This window comes from Kribbella sp., from assembly GCF_035655035.1.
In the GTDB taxonomy this organism is placed as follows: Bacteria; Actinomycetota; Actinomycetes; order Propionibacteriales; family Kribbellaceae; genus Kribbella.
Map to the genome: position 1 here is coordinate 1 of NZ_DASRVN010000180.1, position 16494 is coordinate 16494.

At 69.0% G+C, this 16494-nt stretch carries 20 protein-coding genes and 1 pseudogene; 9 read left to right on the plus strand and 12 right to left on the minus strand.

Annotated elements, in window-relative coordinates; genetic code table 11:
• From VFF46_RS10675 to VFF46_RS10685, 3 genes are all read right to left on the minus strand, one after another.
• A partial coding sequence (locus tag VFF46_RS10675; RefSeq protein WP_325036934.1) for a MerR family DNA-binding transcriptional regulator occupies nucleotides 1-155 on the minus strand: 155 nt, incomplete at its 3' end.
• Between the two features lie 26 nt (nucleotides 156-181).
• Entirely contained in the window at nucleotides 182-1354 is a 1173-nt protein-coding gene (locus VFF46_RS10680) for a lanthionine synthetase LanC family protein (RefSeq protein ID WP_325036915.1), read from the minus strand.
• A gap of 15 nt (nucleotides 1355-1369) precedes the next feature.
• Nucleotides 1370-1696 (minus strand): SdpI family protein, encoded by a 327-nt coding sequence (locus VFF46_RS10685; RefSeq protein ID WP_325036916.1) that lies wholly within the window; start codon nucleotides 1694-1696, stop codon nucleotides 1370-1372.
• A gap of 155 nt (nucleotides 1697-1851) precedes the next feature.
• Between VFF46_RS10685 and VFF46_RS10690 the strand changes: the two genes are divergently transcribed.
• Entirely contained in the window at nucleotides 1852-2253 is a 402-nt protein-coding gene (locus VFF46_RS10690; protein ID WP_325036917.1) for a (R)-mandelonitrile lyase, read from the plus strand.
• A 101-nt stretch (nucleotides 2254-2354) separates the two neighbouring features.
• Here VFF46_RS10690 and VFF46_RS10695 read toward each other — a convergent pair whose 3' ends face one another.
• From VFF46_RS10695 to VFF46_RS10715, 5 genes are all read right to left on the minus strand, one after another.
• Nucleotides 2355-2588: a twin-arginine translocase TatA/TatE family subunit gene (locus VFF46_RS10695; protein ID WP_325036918.1), complete on the minus strand. Its 234-nt coding sequence runs from the start codon at nucleotides 2586-2588 to the stop codon at nucleotides 2355-2357.
• 94 nt (nucleotides 2589-2682) lie between these two features.
• On the minus strand, nucleotides 2683-4167 hold the full coding sequence (locus tag VFF46_RS10700) for an LCP family protein (RefSeq protein ID WP_325036919.1): 1485 nt from the start codon (nucleotides 4165-4167) through the stop codon (nucleotides 2683-2685).
• A gap of 254 nt (nucleotides 4168-4421) precedes the next feature.
• Nucleotides 4422-5222, minus strand: coding sequence for a polysaccharide deacetylase family protein (locus VFF46_RS10705; protein WP_325036920.1), 801 nt, complete (start codon nucleotides 5220-5222; stop codon nucleotides 4422-4424).
• Nucleotides 5204-6085 carry a glycosyltransferase family 2 protein gene (locus VFF46_RS10710; protein ID WP_325036921.1) on the minus strand — a complete coding sequence of 294 codons (882 nt, stop codon included), beginning with the start codon at nucleotides 6083-6085 and terminating at the stop codon, nucleotides 5204-5206. Before VFF46_RS10710 ends, VFF46_RS10705 begins: the two co-directional genes overlap by 19 nt.
• A gap of 207 nt (nucleotides 6086-6292) precedes the next feature.
• On the minus strand, nucleotides 6293-7531 hold the full coding sequence (locus VFF46_RS10715; RefSeq protein WP_325036922.1) for an MFS transporter: 1239 nt from the start codon (nucleotides 7529-7531) through the stop codon (nucleotides 6293-6295).
• 55 nt (nucleotides 7532-7586) lie between these two features.
• Here VFF46_RS10715 and VFF46_RS10720 point away from each other — a divergent pair, with 55 nt between their 5' ends.
• Both VFF46_RS10720 and VFF46_RS10725 read left to right on the plus strand, forming a co-directional pair.
• Nucleotides 7587-8546 carry an ArsR/SmtB family transcription factor gene (locus VFF46_RS10720; protein ID WP_325036923.1) on the plus strand — a complete coding sequence of 320 codons (960 nt, stop codon included), beginning with the start codon at nucleotides 7587-7589 and terminating at the stop codon, nucleotides 8544-8546.
• A gap of 63 nt (nucleotides 8547-8609) precedes the next feature.
• Nucleotides 8610-9119 carry a pyridoxamine 5'-phosphate oxidase family protein gene (locus tag VFF46_RS10725; RefSeq protein ID WP_325036925.1) on the plus strand — a complete coding sequence of 170 codons (510 nt, stop codon included), beginning with the start codon at nucleotides 8610-8612 and terminating at the stop codon, nucleotides 9117-9119.
• On the opposite strand, the gene VFF46_RS10730 is transcribed toward VFF46_RS10725, so the two are convergent.
• Nucleotides 9116-9736: a DUF2461 family protein gene (locus tag VFF46_RS10730; RefSeq protein ID WP_325036926.1), complete on the minus strand. Its 621-nt coding sequence runs from the start codon at nucleotides 9734-9736 to the stop codon at nucleotides 9116-9118. The two genes, VFF46_RS10725 and VFF46_RS10730, sit on opposite strands and share 4 nt — an antisense overlap.
• A 39-nt stretch (nucleotides 9737-9775) precedes the next feature.
• Nucleotides 9776-11704, minus strand: coding sequence for an acyl-CoA dehydrogenase family protein (locus VFF46_RS10735; RefSeq protein WP_325036927.1), 1929 nt, complete (start codon nucleotides 11702-11704; stop codon nucleotides 9776-9778).
• A 110-nt stretch (nucleotides 11705-11814) separates the two neighbouring features.
• On the opposite strand from VFF46_RS10735, the gene VFF46_RS10740 reads away from it, so the two are divergent.
• The 5 genes and pseudogenes from VFF46_RS10740 to VFF46_RS10760 form a co-directional block, all read left to right on the plus strand.
• Nucleotides 11815-12603 carry a methyltransferase domain-containing protein gene (locus VFF46_RS10740; protein ID WP_325036928.1) on the plus strand — a complete coding sequence of 263 codons (789 nt, stop codon included), beginning with the start codon at nucleotides 11815-11817 and terminating at the stop codon, nucleotides 12601-12603.
• Between the two features lie 113 nt (nucleotides 12604-12716).
• Entirely contained in the window at nucleotides 12717-13016 is a 300-nt protein-coding gene (locus VFF46_RS10745; RefSeq protein WP_325036929.1) for a hypothetical protein, read from the plus strand.
• Between the two features lie 465 nt (nucleotides 13017-13481).
• Nucleotides 13482-14405 (plus strand): alpha/beta hydrolase, encoded by a 924-nt coding sequence (locus tag VFF46_RS10750; RefSeq protein ID WP_325036930.1) that lies wholly within the window; start codon nucleotides 13482-13484, stop codon nucleotides 14403-14405.
• On the plus strand, nucleotides 14398-14814 hold the full coding sequence (locus VFF46_RS10755) for a nitroreductase/quinone reductase family protein (RefSeq protein ID WP_325036931.1): 417 nt from the start codon (nucleotides 14398-14400) through the stop codon (nucleotides 14812-14814). The genes VFF46_RS10750 and VFF46_RS10755 overlap by 8 nt, the downstream gene beginning before the upstream one ends.
• Before the next feature lie 31 nt (nucleotides 14815-14845).
• Nucleotides 14846-15031: pseudogene (locus VFF46_RS10760) on the plus strand (NmrA family NAD(P)-binding protein); the annotation flags it as partial.
• 26 nt (nucleotides 15032-15057) lie between these two features.
• Here the strand turns inward: VFF46_RS10760 and VFF46_RS10765 are convergent.
• Together VFF46_RS10765 and VFF46_RS10770 are read right to left on the minus strand one after the other, a co-directional pair.
• On the minus strand, nucleotides 15058-15486 hold the full coding sequence (locus tag VFF46_RS10765; RefSeq protein ID WP_325036935.1) for a hypothetical protein: 429 nt from the start codon (nucleotides 15484-15486) through the stop codon (nucleotides 15058-15060).
• Between the two features lie 78 nt (nucleotides 15487-15564).
• Entirely contained in the window at nucleotides 15565-15864 is a 300-nt protein-coding gene (locus VFF46_RS10770; RefSeq protein ID WP_325036932.1) for a hypothetical protein, read from the minus strand.
• A 416-nt stretch (nucleotides 15865-16280) separates the two neighbouring features.
• Here VFF46_RS10770 and VFF46_RS10775 point away from each other — a divergent pair.
• On the plus strand, nucleotides 16281-16494 hold a 214-nt coding region (locus tag VFF46_RS10775; protein WP_325036933.1), incomplete at its 3' end, for a hypothetical protein.

Sequence of the window (16494 nt, forward strand, 5' to 3'; positions counted from 1 at the left end):
CGCTTCACGAAACGCAGCAGCTCGACCGCCGAGACCGGATAATCCCGGTACCCGCCGAGCGTCCGCGGCGGTTCCGGCAGCAGTCCGCGGCGTTCGTAGTACCGCAGCGTCTCGGTGTTCACGCCCACCTGGCCGGCCAGCTCGCTGGTTCGCATGCTCCCATCGTGAACCCCGGACCCAACTACGGAGTCAAGGGGTGATCCGGCCAGGGAACGGCATAGCCGTTGGCTGCGCCCACGCTGAGACGTGCGTAGCGCAGCAGCTCGCGAAGGATTCCGGCGCTGCCCATCGCCCAGCCGGTGTGCGGTTCCAGGACGCTCGGCGTCGCCCGGTGCTCGTAGTTCGACCACCGTACGCCGGCATCGTCAGCCGTGGCGTGATCCGTCAGGTCATCCACGAGCACGTTCGCGAACTCGAAGTCGTCTCCGCGCTCGACGATGCGGTCACACGCCAGCGCCAGAACACCGGCGGTACCGCAGCACCGCCCGTTGTTGTCCCAGAACCCAGGCCTGATCCGGCGTGGCAGCCCGGACTCGCGCACGGTGTTCCAGCACCTCTCGCCCAAGTCGGTCCAGGAATCGTCCGCGGTCACCTGTCCCAACAGGCGAAAGGTCTGCGCGTCCCCGGCGGGCCCGTTGCACCAGCCGTAGCTGTACCGCTCGATGATGTCCGGCCGATGCGGCGGATCCGAATGCGGGACGAGGAATCCGTGCGTACCGGCCTCGTTGCGTCCGGCAACATCCGCGGCACCCTCCAACGCCAGCTCGATCAGGTCGTCCCGCCCCGCCGCGCGGCCGACGGCCGCGAGCGCGTGCACGATGCCGAGTGTCCCGTGCGCGATGTGATGCGACCGCGCCGGCGACGGCCGTACCGCCCAGTTCACGCCGTACGGCGTCTTGTCCGCCGTACTCAGGTACGGCGTCACCGCGGTCACCGCGAGGTCCAGGTCACCGGCCTGCAGCGCGCCGAGGCCGATACCGGCGTTGCCCACCAGCAGCTCGAACATCTCGTTCCACCGCTGCCCGTCGAACTGATCACGTACCCGGTCCAGCGCCCGCTGCGCCGCCGCGGCATCACCGAGCGCATGCAGGGCGACAGCCACACCGGTCAGACCGGCGTACAGCGAAGCGCCCTCCAGCTCATCGACGCGCGCCGCCAACTTGTCCGCGCCCGACGCCGCGACCTCGCCGAACCGGTCGTCCCCGAAGTGCTGGTGCGCCTCGTGCAGCGCGATCACCACGCCGGACAGACCGTGGTACAGCGAGAGGTCGTCGCTTGAGGCCCGCCCCGCCAGCCAGTCGGCACCGGCCCGAGCCAACTCCTCGGCCTGTTCACCGCGTGCGTATTGATCCACCGGGCAGAGCGTACTTCAGCCGCTCGCGGCGCGGCTCGCGTTAAGGATCGCCCAGCCGAAGAACAGCACGAACGCCACGCATTCGAGCACCAAGAAGACGGACGCGCCGACGACGGCGAGCACAGCGCTCGCGGCGGTCACCAGGAAGCCCGCCCAGGACGGCGCCTCCGCAGCCGCATGCCCCGCCCGCCAGGCCCGGTCGGACGCGAGCAACGACCGCAGCCGGTACCCAACCAGCAGGTTCCGCCCGATCCGGCCACTGCCGGCGGCGCGGCAGATCACGCCGGACAGGAGCAGCACCAGCGGCAGCACCACGACCAGCGGATACATCCCCGAGTTCACGACGACCTCCGCACCACGTCACCGAGTGTATTCGAGACCCAGCTGCCGAGGGGCCCGGTCGGGGCGAGGGGGTTCTGTCGTTACCCGTCTCAGCACGGCCTCCCACGCCGGGACCGGATCGGGTTGTCTGGAAGCTCACGAGAAGGAGACCGATCATGCACAAGGAAGACAAACTGCCCACCACGAAAGGTCCGGCCGAGCGGTTCACCGGGGACGTGTACGTCGACGCGATCGCGACCCGGAAGCCCGAACCGTCGCGGATGATCGTCAGCCGGGTCCGCTTCGCGCCCGGCGCCCGTACCGCCTGGCACTCGCACGCCGTCGGCCAGACCTTGCACATCACCGAAGGCGTCGCCCTGCTCGGGACCCGCGACGGAGCCGTGATCGTCGCCCACCCCGGTGAGACCGTCTACACGCCGCCCGGCGAGGACCACTGGCACGGCGCCACACCCGAGGACTTCATGGAACACCTGGCGATGCTCGAAGGCATCGCGGAAGGCGCCGAGACCACCTGGCTCGAACACGTCACCGACGACCAGTACGGCAGGCCCGCGTAACCGACCTCGCCCCGACGAGCGCTCACCGAGGCGTCTGCGACCATCACCATCCAGGGCGGTCGGTATCCCGAGGAGCTCGAGGTCCAGACGAACCTCTGAGCTCAGCGGGTTGGTTGCTCGTCGGTGGGTGCGCGGTCCGCTAGGGGCGCGGCCTGGTCGGTGTTGTCCAGGGAGTCGCGGTGGCGGCCGGGGCCGAACTCTTCGTCCCAGGTCTTCTTCGCCCTGCCGAGCTGGCGGACCAGGCCGGGCAGCTTGGTCGGGCCGAAGATCAGGATGACGACCACGAGGAGCACGATCCACTCCTCGCCGCGGGGCATACCGAACAGGTCGATCACGATGGCATCTCTCCTTCAACCGTTACGTCGTCGGTGATGGTACGCCGTACCGCCTGAGTGGATTCTCAGCTCGCTGATCAGGTCGGGTACGGCGTCAGGAGCCGGCCGTGCTCGGGTGGTACGCGCAGGCGTCGTTCAGGTTCTGCTGCCCGCCGGGGGTGACGCTGGGCTTCGGTGTCGCCTTCCTGGTCGCCGGCGCCGACGGCCGCTTCGCCGGGGAGTGCGCCGGCTTGGTGGTCGCCTGGGCCGTGATCGCCTTCTGGATGATCACGCGCATCGCCGCGTAGTCCGGGTTCCTGCCGTTCGGGAAGTTCTTGGCGCTGTTCAGGTCGATGTTCGAGACGGCCGCGCTCTTCACCTTGAGGCCGAGCTGGACGAACGCGGGCAGCAGCTCCTGCGGGACATCGGTCCGGAACAGGCTCTTCCCGGCCGCGGCGATCTGCTGGTACTTCGTCAGCAGCGTCACCGGGCTGACCTGGTTCACCAGGGCGTGGATCGTGCACCGCTGCCGCTCCTGCCGCGACGGATCGCTCAGTCCGTAGCGGCCGCGGGCGAACCACAGCGCGTCGTGCCCGTTCAGGTGCTGGTTCGGCCCGGGCTCCAGGTAGCCGGACGGCGGCTTCGGCTTGTTGGCGCCCGGGCCGAGCCCGTACTCGCCGCCGATCGGCACCCGGTAGTTGATGTTGACGGTGATCCCGCCGACCGCGTCGATGATCTGCTGGAACCCCTGCAGGTTGATCTGCAGGTAGTAGGAGATGTCGAGTCCCAGCGCCGCGCTCGCTGCCAGCTTGACCGCGTCGGCGCCCTCGTTGTCGGTCTGGCCGAGGATCCCGGGGTACTTCTGCGGGATCGTGTCGTACATCGTGTCCAGGTAGTACTGCGACTGCTCGACGTCGCCCAGGCTCGGGTCCCAGTACCCGTCGGGGTACTTCGCGTGCAGTGGCGAGTTCTTCGGGAACGGCATGCGCATCCAGTTCCGGCTGAGCGAGATCAGGGCGGTGTTGCCGGTCCTGGTGTCGATGCTCGCGACCATCACCGTGTCCGTCCGGGTGCCGGTCCGGCCCTTGCCGCTGTCACCGCCCAGCAACAGAACGTTGAGCCGCGGCGTGTGCGCCCATGGGTCACTCGCGTTCACGTTCGTCGGCCGGGTGGCACTCTTCGAGTTGCTCTCGGACTTGAACACGCTGCCGACCAGGTCCCGCTGCGCCATCACGGTCTCGGCCGCGAACGTCGTCGGTACGGCGATCGCGAAACACAGCACGCCCACGAACAGCGACCCCGCCAGCCGGCCCGTATAGCTCACGCTGACCGGACGGAGCAGCTTGTGCGACGCAACCACCACCCAGATCCACCCGAGCCCGAGCAGCACCACAGCGCTCGTCGCAATCAGCAGCCGTCCCGGCGACACGGCCAGGGCGAGGACCGCGTTCGGATCGGTGACCGCCACGATCCCCGCAATCGCGACCAGCCCGACCGCCACGCTCAGCACAGCCACGCCGAGCCGCTTGCGTCCGCCCATGATGAACCCCAGGCCCGGAACCGCGGCCCCGAGCAGGGTCCGCACAACAGCCTGTGACATGGTCCGAGCCCGATGCGCGGGACCACGCTGTTGAGGTGGCGCCGAACGTCCTGCCACTCGCCGTCCTGCCGCTCGTCTAGCGCCCGTCATGTGCTCCCATCCCGGCCCGGAACTCCTCCCCTACCCACTACCGACGCGCAACCCCCACCCCCGGTTGACCTCTACCCACACCTTTTCCGCAACCATGAGTCACGACTCATCCCGGGCGCGACCGGGGCCCGCGGCGGCGTCGGCGTACAGAGTCGTGGGTGGTGTCAGCGGTTGTGGTCGGCGGGGGCCAGGCGGGTGATCGTGGGATCGTCCGCCGGGTGCTGGTAAGCGGGCAGACCAAGGAGGTGGTCGACCGTGGTGAAGGTGTAACCCTGCGCGCGCAAGCGGGGAACCAGGAGCCGGACAGCCTCTACCGTCGACGCACGGTCGGCGGATTTTCCGTCCCAGCCGTCGTGGAAGATGATGATCGAGCCGGGATGCGCGCCGCGAAGGGCCTGGTCCGCGATCCGGTGCGGGCTCGGCTGCGCGACCTCCAGCAAATGGCAGAACTCTCCGGACACCACGTGCAGACCGTGCTCGTCCAGCAGACCGGGAAGCGCAGGGATCCGCAGCAACCACGGCGGCCGGTACAGCGCCGGCCGGATCCCCACCTCCGCGAACGCGCCCATCCCGCGCCGCAGCTCATCGGCAACAGTCCGCCGGCGAAGGTACTGCGTGAACTCGTGCGTATACCCGTGCAGCCCGATCACATGCCCCGACGAAGCCAGCCGCCTCGTCACCTCGGGATGACGTTCGACGGCCCGGCCGACTTGGAAGAACGTCGCCCGAACGTCCTCACCGTCGAGGTAGTCCGCGAGCTCCGACGTGTACGGCTCGTTCGGCCCGTCGTCGAACGTCAGCGCGACCACGCGTTCGTCCCCCGGCCCGCGATACGGGAACCGCCCGAGCGCCTGCGAGTACGGCGACATCATGAACCAGTACGCCGCACCGACCGCCCCCGCGCCCACCGCGGGCCCGACGACGCGCCGCGGGATCCGCCGCGGGCTCATCGCTTCGCCAGCCACGAGTTCTCGACCAGCCCGGCCGCCACGATCGCGCCGGCGACGATCGCCCCCAGCCAGGCCAGACCGATCGCCCGCGCCCGTACCCGGCGCCACCCCAACCCGGCACGCCGACGTACCACTGCCTGACTCCGGAACGCCGGAGCCGTACCGATCACCGGTCGACCCGCCACACGGTTCAGCATGACGGCAAGCGCGTAGTAGAACAGGAACGACACCACGATGTTGTACGCCAGCCCTCGGGCCAGGCGCCGCGCGGACGTGAAGGTGGGGTTGGTCCGATCGAACGCCACGCGCCCGCGGGCCCGCAGCTGCCCCAGGAGCCCGAGCTCGTCCGCACCCTGGGTCCCGGTCAGGTCGTACCCCGACCAGGCGTCCTTCCGGAACGCGATGTTGGTCGCCGTCACGTACATGACCCGCCCGGTGGCCCGGTACACGAGGTGCACCAGCTCGAACAGGATCCCGGCGTACACCCGCCCCCACCAAGGGCCACCGACGTACCGGCAGGGCCCGGCCACGGCGACCCGCTCCGGGTCCTCCCGGAAGCTGCGGTCGATCCGCGACAGCCATCCGGCGTCGAACACGGTGTCCGCGTCACTCGAGATCACGATCTCACCGCGCGCCGCGGCGCTCCCCCGATGCCGCGCGGCGCACACACCGGGCACGTCCTCGGTCACCACGACCGCGCCGCACCCCCGAGCGATCTCCGCCGTCCGGTCGGTGCAGTTGTTGTCAACGACAACCACCTCGACGCCACCCGCGAAGTCCTGCCCGGCGAGCGACCGCAAACAGTCCTCGATGAACCGCTCCTCGTTGAACGCCGGAATCACCACGCTGAATCTGACAGGCCCCGATTCCGAGTTCATCCGGCGCATCCTTCCACACGACAGTCGAGGTCGACCAGCCTGCCGCCCAGATCCTGCCCTGAGTGAACCCCGACCGAACAACAGCCGAATCCACGAAGACAGAACCGCATCCGTCTCACCATGCCGCCAACGCTAAGGAACGACGCCCCGGGCAACGATGGTGCTAGCCCCCGTATCGAGTGGTGGGTTAACCCCCTGGCGAGGTTGTCACGTCACCGTCGACAGCCGGTCCCTGCGCGCGGCGGCGCGATCGGCGACCACCGCGGTCGCCGTACCGGTCACCGCGAAGAGCATCCCGAGGGCGATCCAGCCCGGCGTACCGTGGTCGATCGCGCTCGTGGTGACGACGGACGGACTCAGCATCAGAGCAACCGCGTAACCGGTCTGGCTGAGGCCCTGGTAGGCGCCGGCGCGGGCGGGGTCGGCGAGCTCGAAGGCCATGGTCCAGCCGCCGGCCTCGCCCTGCGTCTCCGCCGCGGACGCCGCGAGTGCCGCAAGGACCAGGACAGCTGTTGCTGCCGCCGCACCGAGGTACCCGGCCGTGGCGAAGAGCAGACAGGCGACAAGCAGGAGCAGACCGGCTCGCCGTACCGAGCGCCCTGCAGTAGGTAACGTCTGCGCGCCGCGGGACGCACGGACCTGGAAGAGCGCCACGTAGACCGTGTTGACCAGCAGCAGCGCCGAAACCACCACCGTCGGGGCCCGCGTGTGGTCGGCGACCCACAGCGGTATCCCGACCGACGACAGCCCGAAGTGGATTGCCAGTACTGCGTTGAGAACCGTCGATGCGACGTACGTACGATCGCGCAGAGGCGAGCGCCCACGTACGGGCGTGCCGGCACCAGCCGACGCATCCATGCGCACCGCCAACCCCACGACCCGGCGACGCAGACCGATCAGGGGCACTGTGCCGAGCATGGTGACCGCACCGACCAGAACAACCGTCAGCCGGTACGCCGAGGTCGTGTCGACCATCAGAGCGAGTCCCGCGAGCAGGCTGCCGCCGCCGATGAAGACGTTCATCACCACGCGCAGCCGGGCGCGGACCGTGACCCGTTCAGGGCCGACGTACCAGCGGGCCAGCAGTGTCACCTGGGCGGTGCTCTGCAGACCGCGCGTGGCCGACACGCACGCGGCGATCAGTACGAAGCTCGTAACGTTGCTGGCGAAGGCGTACGCCAGCAGAGCGGCCCCGTTCGCGGCCAGGGTCCACTCTTGCAACCGGTCCGCGCCGTACCGGTCGCTCAGTCGGCCACCGGCGTACGACGCCAGTACGCCGACCCCTCCCGCGGCGGTCAACCCGATCCCGACGACGGTCGGGGACAGCCCGACGCCGCGGGTGAAGTAGAGCGCGCTGACGGCGAAGAACATGCCACGGGACAGCGACAGCGCGGCGACCGCGGAGGCGAGCGCGCGTTCGATCGGATCACGGAGGAGTTCGGGCACGCGACAGTTGTCGCACCCGGCGGGACGGCGTACCAGAGATGTAGCGTATTGCTTCATGATCCAGTACGAGCTCGCGGGCAACGATCTCGGCGAGGTGCGGTTCGCGGTCTCACCGCTGCACGAACTGGTCCTGTCCCTGCGGACCCTTCGCGACCCCGGCCGGTTCCCGCTGCAACTGCCCTGGCTGCGCGCCACCGAACCCGCGCGCACCGGTCTCGACCTGGACCTGCTCCGTGCCCTCACGAACGAGTCGCTGTGGACGCCGGACTTCCTCACCCCACGCCCGTACAGCCCGCTCGCGCGGATCGAGGACGAGTTGTCGGTACTGCGAAACACCCCGACCGCCGTCGTACGCGCCGACCTGGCGGAGGTCCACCCGGCCGCGCTGCCACCCGCACTTCAAGGCCGACCGGCCACCGTTCTCCGTCGCGTACTGACCGCGCTGCGGGACTACTGGGAGGCCTGCTTCGAGCCGAACTGGGCACGAATGCGAGCCATCCTCGAGGCCGACATCGTGTACCGCGGCCGCGTGATGGCGCACACCGGCCTGGCGGCGATGTTCACCGACATCGACCCGCACGTCCGCCTGGACGGCACGTCCCTCCAGATACGACTACGCAGCGACCTCTCCTACCAAACCTCCACCGCGGGCCGCGGCCTGACCCTCACCCCGTCGCTCTTCAGCCGCCGCGCCTCAACCCCCATCTCCGCCGCCGAACCCCCACACCTCATCTACCCGGCCCGCGGCCTCGGCACCCTCTGGCAGACCGAAACGACAACACCCCCGAATGCCCTCGCCAACCTGATAGGCCAATCCCGCTCCCGCCTCCTGGCCCTCCTGGACACCCCCACCTCCTCGACCGAACTAGCCGTCCGCCTGAAGGTCACCCCAACCGCCGTAAACCAACACCTACGAGCCCTCAAAGCCGCCGGCCTCCTAACCTCAGCCCGCCACGGCCACTCAGTCCTCTACCACCGCTCCGACCTCGGCAACCGCATCTTCCACGGCGCGTAGTCGAACCACGCGAACCGGCTCCGACGTTCCTGTCATCACCACCACGTTCGCTAGGAGACCCACATGGCCGAACCACAGACCGTTCTAGGACCGTTCTCCGCGCCCGGCGCAACCGCAATCCCGTGGGCCGACACGGAGTGGGCGCTGCGCCGGATCCAGAAGTTCCAGCTCTGCACGGTACGCCGCGACGGCCGCCCACACGTAACGCCGCTGCTCGCGGTCTGGGCCGACGACGCACTGTGGTTCATCACCGGCCCGCAGGAACAGAAAGCCAGGAACCTCGAGACCAACCAGCACTGCGCACTGACCACCAGCAGCGGAACCCTGACCGGCACCGACTACGTCATCGAAGGAACCGCAAGCCTGATCACAGACCCCGCCACCCGCGAGGCCGGCGCGACCGCCTTCGAGCAGGCCTACGGCTGGCAACTCACCACTGCCGACGGCACCTGGCATCAACTAGGCGCCGCCGTCCGCACCGGCGAAGCCCACCTCTACAGCGTCCAGCCCGAGAAAGCCTTCGCGATCGCAGATGGCCTCCGGTCCTCCCAGACCCGCTACCTGTGGCCCTAATCCACGTTCTTGGTCAGCCAGCGCGCCAGTGGGCGGAGTTGGGAGAAGGTGGCTAGTACATGGTCGGCTGCGGCAGGGGTGTGGATCCAGTCGTCACAGCCGAGCGGCCGCGACGCGATGAGCGACCGATGCCGCAGCAGCTGGGCTCGCGGATGGTCGGCGGGATAACCCCGCAGCGGTCGCTTCAGCAGGTCGCCCGAGATCGCGAACCCGTCCCGCTCGAGCCCGCGCGCAATCGCAACCAGCCTCGGCCCCGAACCCGGATCCGCCACCGCCAGCCGGTACCGCTCGATCTGCTCCGGCGGTGGGTACCACCACGCCAAGGCGACCTCCAATCCGTCGAGGTCGAACCGGACTCCCAGCTCGATGTTCCGAGCCAGCCGGACGATCGCGCTCTGCCGCTGCCAGGCCTGCAACAGCACATCGCCGTACCTCCAGACCGCGAAATCCTCGTACTCCGGATCCGCGTCCGCGACGGCGTTGAGCAGCCCGATCATCGGCTGACGCACCAGGTCCTCCCGGCCGCGCCGGCACTGCCGCCGTACCTCAGCCGAAGGCTCACCCTCGAGCTGCAGCAACACGTCGAACGCAGCCCTCGGCCACCCGTCGAAGCTCACGACAAGCAGCCTAACGAGGGCCGCCGACAACCTCGGCGCTCAACGATAGCGGCGCGACTTGCTCTCCGTCCGCGATTCACCGGGCTGCCATTCGGCGATCCACGGGCCGGTCCCCTCGGAGGGGTCGACGATGCCGTCCTCGAGCCAGCTGTATTTCCCGTCGAGCACCTGCCGAGCGAGCCGCCGGTCGATGTCGTCCGTGTTGCTCCACAGCTGCTCGAACAGGTGGTCAACCCGCAGCCGGCTCTGTTCGCAGAACGCCGCGGCCAGCTCGTACGCCGATTCACCCCGCGCGGGGTCGTCGGCCCGCAGCGTTTCGGCCCGCGAACACGAGGCGGCCATCGCGAACAGCTCCGCGCCGATGTCGACGATCCGGGCCAGGAAGCCTTGCCGGTACTCGAGTTTCGCCTGCCACCGGCCCATCCCGTAGAAGGTCTGCCGTGCGAGCTTGCGGGACGCGCGTTCGACGTACCGCAAGTGTTTGGCGAGCCGGCCGAACTCGCGGTACGACCGGGGATCCGATCCCTTGCCGACGGCCAGCTGGGGCAGCCACTTGGCGTAGAACCCGCTCGCGTTCACCGCGGCTTTCGCCTTGGCCTGGAGATCGGCGTCCGGCGAGGCCAGGTCGCCGGCCGCGGACAGGTGCGCGTCGACCGCCTCCCGGGCGATCAGCAGATGCATGATCTCGGTCGAGCCCTCGAAGATCCGGTTGATCCGCAGGTCGCGCAGGATCTGCTCCGCCGGTACGGCGCGTTCGCCGCGCGCCGCCAGCGAGTCCGCGGTCTCGTACCCGCGTCCACCGCGAATCTGCACCAGCTCGTCGGCGATCCGCCAGGCCATCTCGCTGGACCACAGCTTGGCCAGCGCCGCTTCGATCCGGATGTCCTTGGTGCCCGCGTCGGCCAGGTTCGCCGACAGGTCGAGCACGGCCTCGAGCGCGAACGTGGTGGCCGCGATGAACGAGATCTTCTCGGCGACGGCAGCGTGGGCGCCGATCGGCCGGCCCCACTGAACGCGCTCCGCGGACCACTCCCGCGCGATCTTCAGGCACCATTTGGCCGCCGCGGTCGTGGTCGCCGGGATCGACAACCGGCCGGTGTTCAGCGTGGTGAGGGCGATCCGCAGGCCGGCGCCTTCCTTCCCCAGCCGGTTCTCGGCCGGCACCCGGACCTGGTGGAAACGGGTCACGCCGTTCTCGATCCCGCGCAGCCCCATGAAGGCGTTGCGGTTCTCCACCGTGATCCCCGGCGAGTCAGCCTCGACCACGAACGCGCTGATCCCACCCCGTACGCCGTCATGGTCCGGCACGCGCGCCATCACCACGACCAGCTCGGCGATGACGCCGTTCGTCGTCCAGAGCTTCACGCCGTCCAGCAGGTACGCCGTACCGCCGTCGGTCGGGGTCGCGGTCGACGCCAGCCGGGCTGGATCCGAACCCACATCCGGCTCCGTGAGCAGGAACGCGGTCACCGCACCCGCAGCACAGCGCGGCAGGAACCGCTTCTTCTGCTCGTCGGTCCCGAACATCTTCACCGGCTCCGGTACGCCGATCGACTGATGCGCCGAGACCAGCGCGCTCACGCTCGGATGTACGGACGCGACGAGCATCAGCGCCTTGCCGTAGTACGACATCGGCAGGCCGAGACCGCCGTACTCGACCGGGATCTTGATACCGAAGGTCCCCAGCTCCGCGAGCCCGCGCAGGTACTCGTCCGGGATCTTCGCCTCCCGCTCGATCAGCAGCCCGTCGAGCGTCTCGCAGTACGCCGCCAACCGGGCGATGAACTCGTCGCCCCGGGCCGCGACGTCGGCCGCGATCGCGTGCGGTTGTGGATGGATCAGCGACAGGTCGAAGTCGCCGAGGTACAGCTTCTTCGCGAAGCTCGGCCGGGTCCAGTCCGCCTCCCGCGCCGCCTCCGCAACCTCCCGCGCCTCACGCTCACCGACCTGCCGCGTCGTAGCCGTCACGGGTATCCCTCCTCGCCGCTGGAAACTCCTACTACCCGCCAGTACCCGAAATAGGCTCCAGCCAACTGAGCCCTGTATATGGACGCCATCGACCGTGCCATGCTGGTGCGGTGAACCGCTATCTGCTCGACAACCGTCGTCCGGAGGCCGGCGAACGGTTCGCGGCCCTCGCCGAACTGTTCGACCCGTGGACCTTCCGTCACCTCGACGACCTGGGACTCGGCGAAGGATGGCGGTGCTGGGAGGTCGGCGCCGGCGGCGTCTCGGTGCCGCGCGGCCTGGCGGAGCGCGTGGGCACCAGTGGCCGGGTACTTGCCACGGACATCGACGTGTCGTGGGCCGAGCCCGCGGCAGGCGGCGTACTCGAGGTACGCCGGCACGACGTACTGCGCGATCCGCCGCCCGCGGAAACGTTCGACCTGGTCCACGCCCGGCTGGTCCTGGTCCACCTGAAGGATCGCGCCGCCGCAATGCGAACCATGATCGATGTACTCCGGCCGGGCGGATGGCTGGTCATCGAGGACGGCGACCCGGCCCTCCAACCACTGGCGTGCCCGGACGAACGCGGCCCCGACGAAGCACTGGCGAACCGTCTGCGCACCCAGATGCGAACCCTGATGGCCGAGCGCGGAGCGGATCTCGCGTACGGCCGTACGCTCCCCCGCTTACTGCGCGACTCCGGCCTGACGGACGTCCACGCCGAGGCCTACTTCCCCATCGCCGCACCCGCCTGCGCAACCCTGGAAGCGTCAACCCTCCAGCACGTCCGCACCCAACTCGTGGCCGCAAACCTGGCAACCCCCGAAGAAATCGAAACCCACCGCGCAAACCTCGCCCACGGCAACCTAGACCTCATGCTCGCCCCAATGATCACCGCCTGGGCCCGCAAACCCGCCTGATCATCGGCGCCGCCGGGAGATCGGTCGCCCGTACGTCGAGGTTGCCAGCCTGGCGCGACTCGGGTACGCATCGCTGGTCCTCCGTTCGTTCGCCACGACGTGACAGCACTGCCGTGAGGAAGTCGCGCTCGCCGAGCGTTACCGGCTGGGGCACGGAGCCGGTCATCGCGCCCGCCCTCGTCATGCTGGCCGGAACCCTCGTCTGGACAGGTGAGTTCGACGAGGCCGACATCTTGCTGCGGCGGACTGACAAGGCCTTGCAGACAGACGCCGGTCCTGACATCAGGCTGCTGCTTCATCAGACAGCCGGTGTACTGCACGCCGGCCGCGGTCGGCACCACGAAGCCCTGCAGAAGTTCGCCGCGGCCGAAGCGAGAGAACTGCGGCTGCTGGCGGCCGGTCGCACGCGTTGACGACGGCCGGTCCGGTCATCGGATCCCGGGGATGTGAGTTCACCCATCAGACCGGGACGATGCCCTCATCGACCCAACGCCTGCCCGGTACGCGATCCGGGTTCGCGGCCACCTCGGCGCCACGCTGCTGTCCGCCTTCCCAACACTGGAACCCTGCCCGCACGGCGCCGACACCATACTCACGGGCCCACTGGACAGGTCAGCCCTGTACGGCGCACTCGCCGAAATCGAGGCCCTGGGCCTGGACCTGGTCGAGGTCAGCCAACTCACCCCAGACCCCACGTCATCACGGACGCGAGCAAAGGGAAGCTGATGAGCTACGCGGGGGACGACGCGCTCGACCTCACCTTGACCGATCAGGAGCCGATCACGATCAGCGACTCGTGAATCACCGGAATCCGGTGATGCCCCGGTACCGACCGACAGCGAGGCTCGTGGTGGTGCATGCGTGAAGGGAGCCTTGATGTGACCAGTGAACAGCGAGCGACGCTCGACGCCATCCTGCGGCAGAACTCGTTCCCGCCCGACATCGGTCTGGAGGAGCAACGTGCGCAGCTCCGCGCGCTGCTGTCGGCGCAGCCGCTGGACCCCGGCATCACGGTGACGGCCGGCGAACTGGGCGGCGTACCGACGGCCGAGGTCACGGTCGAGGGCGTCGACCCCCGCCATACCGTGCTCTACTTCCACGGCGGCGCCTATGTGATGGGCGACGCCGCCTTGTCCGCCGATCTCGCCGCACAGATCGCGCGACGCACCCACGCGAAGGCAATCTCCGTCGACTACCGGCTCGGGCCGGAACACCCGTACCCGGCAGCAGTCGACGACGCGCTCGCGGCGTACCAAGGACTGCTCGACAACGGCACCTCCCCCGCGGACATCGTGTTTGCGGGCGAGTCGGCCGGTGGCGGGCTGATCGTCGCGACGCTGGTCAACGCGCGCGACCACGGCTTGCCGCTGCCCGCCGCGGCGTACGCGATGTCGCCGTACTCCGATCTCACCTTGTCGGGCGAGACGATGAAGACCAAGCGCGAGGCCGATCCGCTGATGAACCCGGACGCGCTGCTCGCCCGGATCCCCGACTACGTCGCGGGCCACGACGCCGCGGACGGCCTGATCAGCCCGATCTTCGCCGACTTGTCCGGTCTGCCACCGCTGCTGATCCAGGCCGGATCGCACGAGGTCCTGCTGGACGACGCCGTACGCCTCGCCCGTGAAGCCGCAGCCGCGGACGTCGAGGTCAGTCTCGGCATCACGCCCGGAGTACCGCATGTGTTCCAGGCGTACCACGCAATCCTCGACGAGGGCGCGACCGCACTCGACCACGCCGGACAGTTCCTCTCCGGGCATCTCCAGGCTTCCACAATGATGACAGGAGTATCCGATGAGTGACTGGAACGACCAGACGATCAACGAGTTCCGGGCGAACGAAGGCAAGGTCGGCGGGCCGTTCGAAGGCGCGCCGCTGGTTCTGCTGCATCACCGCGGTCGCAAGAGCGGGCGCGAATTCATCACCCCGGCGATGTACCTGGCCCACGAGACCGACCCGAACATCGTCTACGTGTTCGCGTCCAAGGGCGGCGCGCCCACCAACCCGGACTGGTACTTCAACCTGACCGCGGCGGGCAAGGCGACCATCGAGCGCGGCACCGAGACCTACGACGTCACCGTCCACGAGATCACCGGCCCGGAGCGTGACCGCATCTACGGGATCCACGCCGGCCGCTACCCGGGCTTCGCGGAGTACGAACGTCAGACGGCCGGCATCCGGATCATCCCGGTCCTCGAACTGAAGCGTTGACCCGGCGGCCGGTCGAGTGGAAGGAGCGCCGATGGCATCGTCCGATGAGATCAGGCGGAAACCGACCGCGGTGGTCGGTGCGACCGGCAGGCAGGGCGGCGCCACCGTCCGTGCGCTCGCGAAAGCGAACGCACCAGTGCGCGCGTTGACGCGCCGCGTCGACTCCGATGCCGCGCGCGCCCTGCGCGAGCTTGGCGCCCGGAGCGGAGCGCAGTACCGGGATCCCGCACTCCAAGCGGCGTTTCAGGGCTTCAGCTGGGTGATCTGCCTGCGGGCTGCGGTGACCAGGTCCTCGTTGGTGTTGGCGTGGCCGGCGAGACCCCAACCGCCGTCGACGGCCTCGGTGAGCAGCACCCAGGTCCGGTCGGTGAGTCCTGGGTCGCCGGCGGCGTCGGCCACGAGTTGCGTGAACCGCTCGACGACCGTGAGCTGCTTCGGGCGATCGAGCGCTCCGAGGTTCGTCAGCACCTGGACTCGGACGTAGCTGCTCTCGCCGTCGACGTTCGCGAGGCTGTCGGTGTCGAGGTCGTGCACGAACGCGGCCGTGTTCTGCCGGAACATCGGAATGTCCGGCACCTGCTCGATCCTCATCAGCGCAGTCGCGAGGTCGACCGCGAGCTGATGCTTGTCCGAGAACGTCCCGGAAACGGCGTACACATCGATCATTGGCATGCCTGCAGCATCGCCGCCCCATCCGTCCGGGACCATCACCTGAACGCGTGATGCGTGCCGGCGCGATCAAACGTCCGGTCAGGCGCCGACCCGGCGGTAGCCACCGCCGATCCAGGCCACGAGAAGGCGGCCGTACTCGTCGGAGACTTCTTCCCACGCGAAGTGGCCGGCCTCGAGGCGATGTACTTCGGTGTGTGCGAGGTTGTCGGCCAGGTACTGGTTGTTCGACCAGGGCACGAGGTCGTCGTCCGTGCCGGCCAGGATCTGGACCGGCGTGGTGATGGTCGGCAGGAGGTCGCGCAGTACCGGATTCTGCTGTGGGAAGTGCCGCACGAAGCGCGCAGACTCGGCGAACCGGCCGAGGTCGTACGCGCTCACGTAGTCCTCGTGAACCTCAGGCTCGTCCTTGCTCGACGCACCCGCCTCGACTTGAACTGCAGCTTCAGGCCGTCCTCGGCGAGGTGCTCGCCCCCGCAGCCGCCACCTCACAGCGCAAGAAGGTCCCCTCGGCGTGCCGTAGGTCGAACCTGAAGACGTCGCGCCCGTGGTCGTCTTCCTCGCCTCCGAGGCGGCCGCCTGGTCACCGGGACCAGCTTCGCCGCAACCGGTGGCGACAGCGCCAACCTCACCGCCCCGACGATCGAGACTGCGGTCGGCACGGATCTTGACTTCGGCGGCCTTGCCGGACCACCCAACAGCCCTGGTCTGTCGGAGGAGACGACTTCGACTGTTCGGCGGTACAAGGACTCCGGTGGATGACCTCGGACGTGCACAGTCGCAGCTAGTGTCGGAGCATGGACGACAATGCGGTGGACACCGGTCGCGACGACGGGCGCGCCGGAGGCGATGGCCCCGCCGTCGAGGGGCCGTGGTCGCAGAAGGACTACCACCACCCGGCGGCCGGCTGGGGTGCGGCGATGTCGGTCGCCAGAGTGCTCGGACGGGAGCACACTGTCGCGTCAGGAACGCGGGCCATGTTCACGATGAACCACGAGCACGGCGGCTTCG

What these genes read in the sequence shown, in the direction of transcription:
- VFF46_RS10690 (WP_325036917.1), top strand. Translation starts at nt 1,852, where the DNA reads ATGCACAAGGAAGACAAACTGCCCACCACGAAAGGTCCGGCCGAGCGG.
- VFF46_RS10700 (WP_325036919.1), bottom strand. Translation starts at nt 4,167, where the DNA reads ATGTCACAGGCTGTTGTGCGGACCCTGCTCGGGGCCGCGGTTCCGGGC.
- VFF46_RS10710 (WP_325036921.1), bottom strand. Translation starts at nt 6,085, where the DNA reads ATGAACTCGGAATCGGGGCCTGTCAGATTCAGCGTGGTGATTCCGGCG.
- VFF46_RS10720 (WP_325036923.1), top strand. Translation starts at nt 7,587, where the DNA reads ATGATCCAGTACGAGCTCGCGGGCAACGATCTCGGCGAGGTGCGGTTC.
- VFF46_RS10725 (WP_325036925.1), top strand. Translation starts at nt 8,610, where the DNA reads ATGGCCGAACCACAGACCGTTCTAGGACCGTTCTCCGCGCCCGGCGCA.
- VFF46_RS10755 (WP_325036931.1), top strand. Translation starts at nt 14,398, where the DNA reads ATGAGTGACTGGAACGACCAGACGATCAACGAGTTCCGGGCGAACGAA.
- VFF46_RS10765 (WP_325036935.1), bottom strand. Translation starts at nt 15,486, where the DNA reads ATGCCAATGATCGATGTGTACGCCGTTTCCGGGACGTTCTCGGACAAG.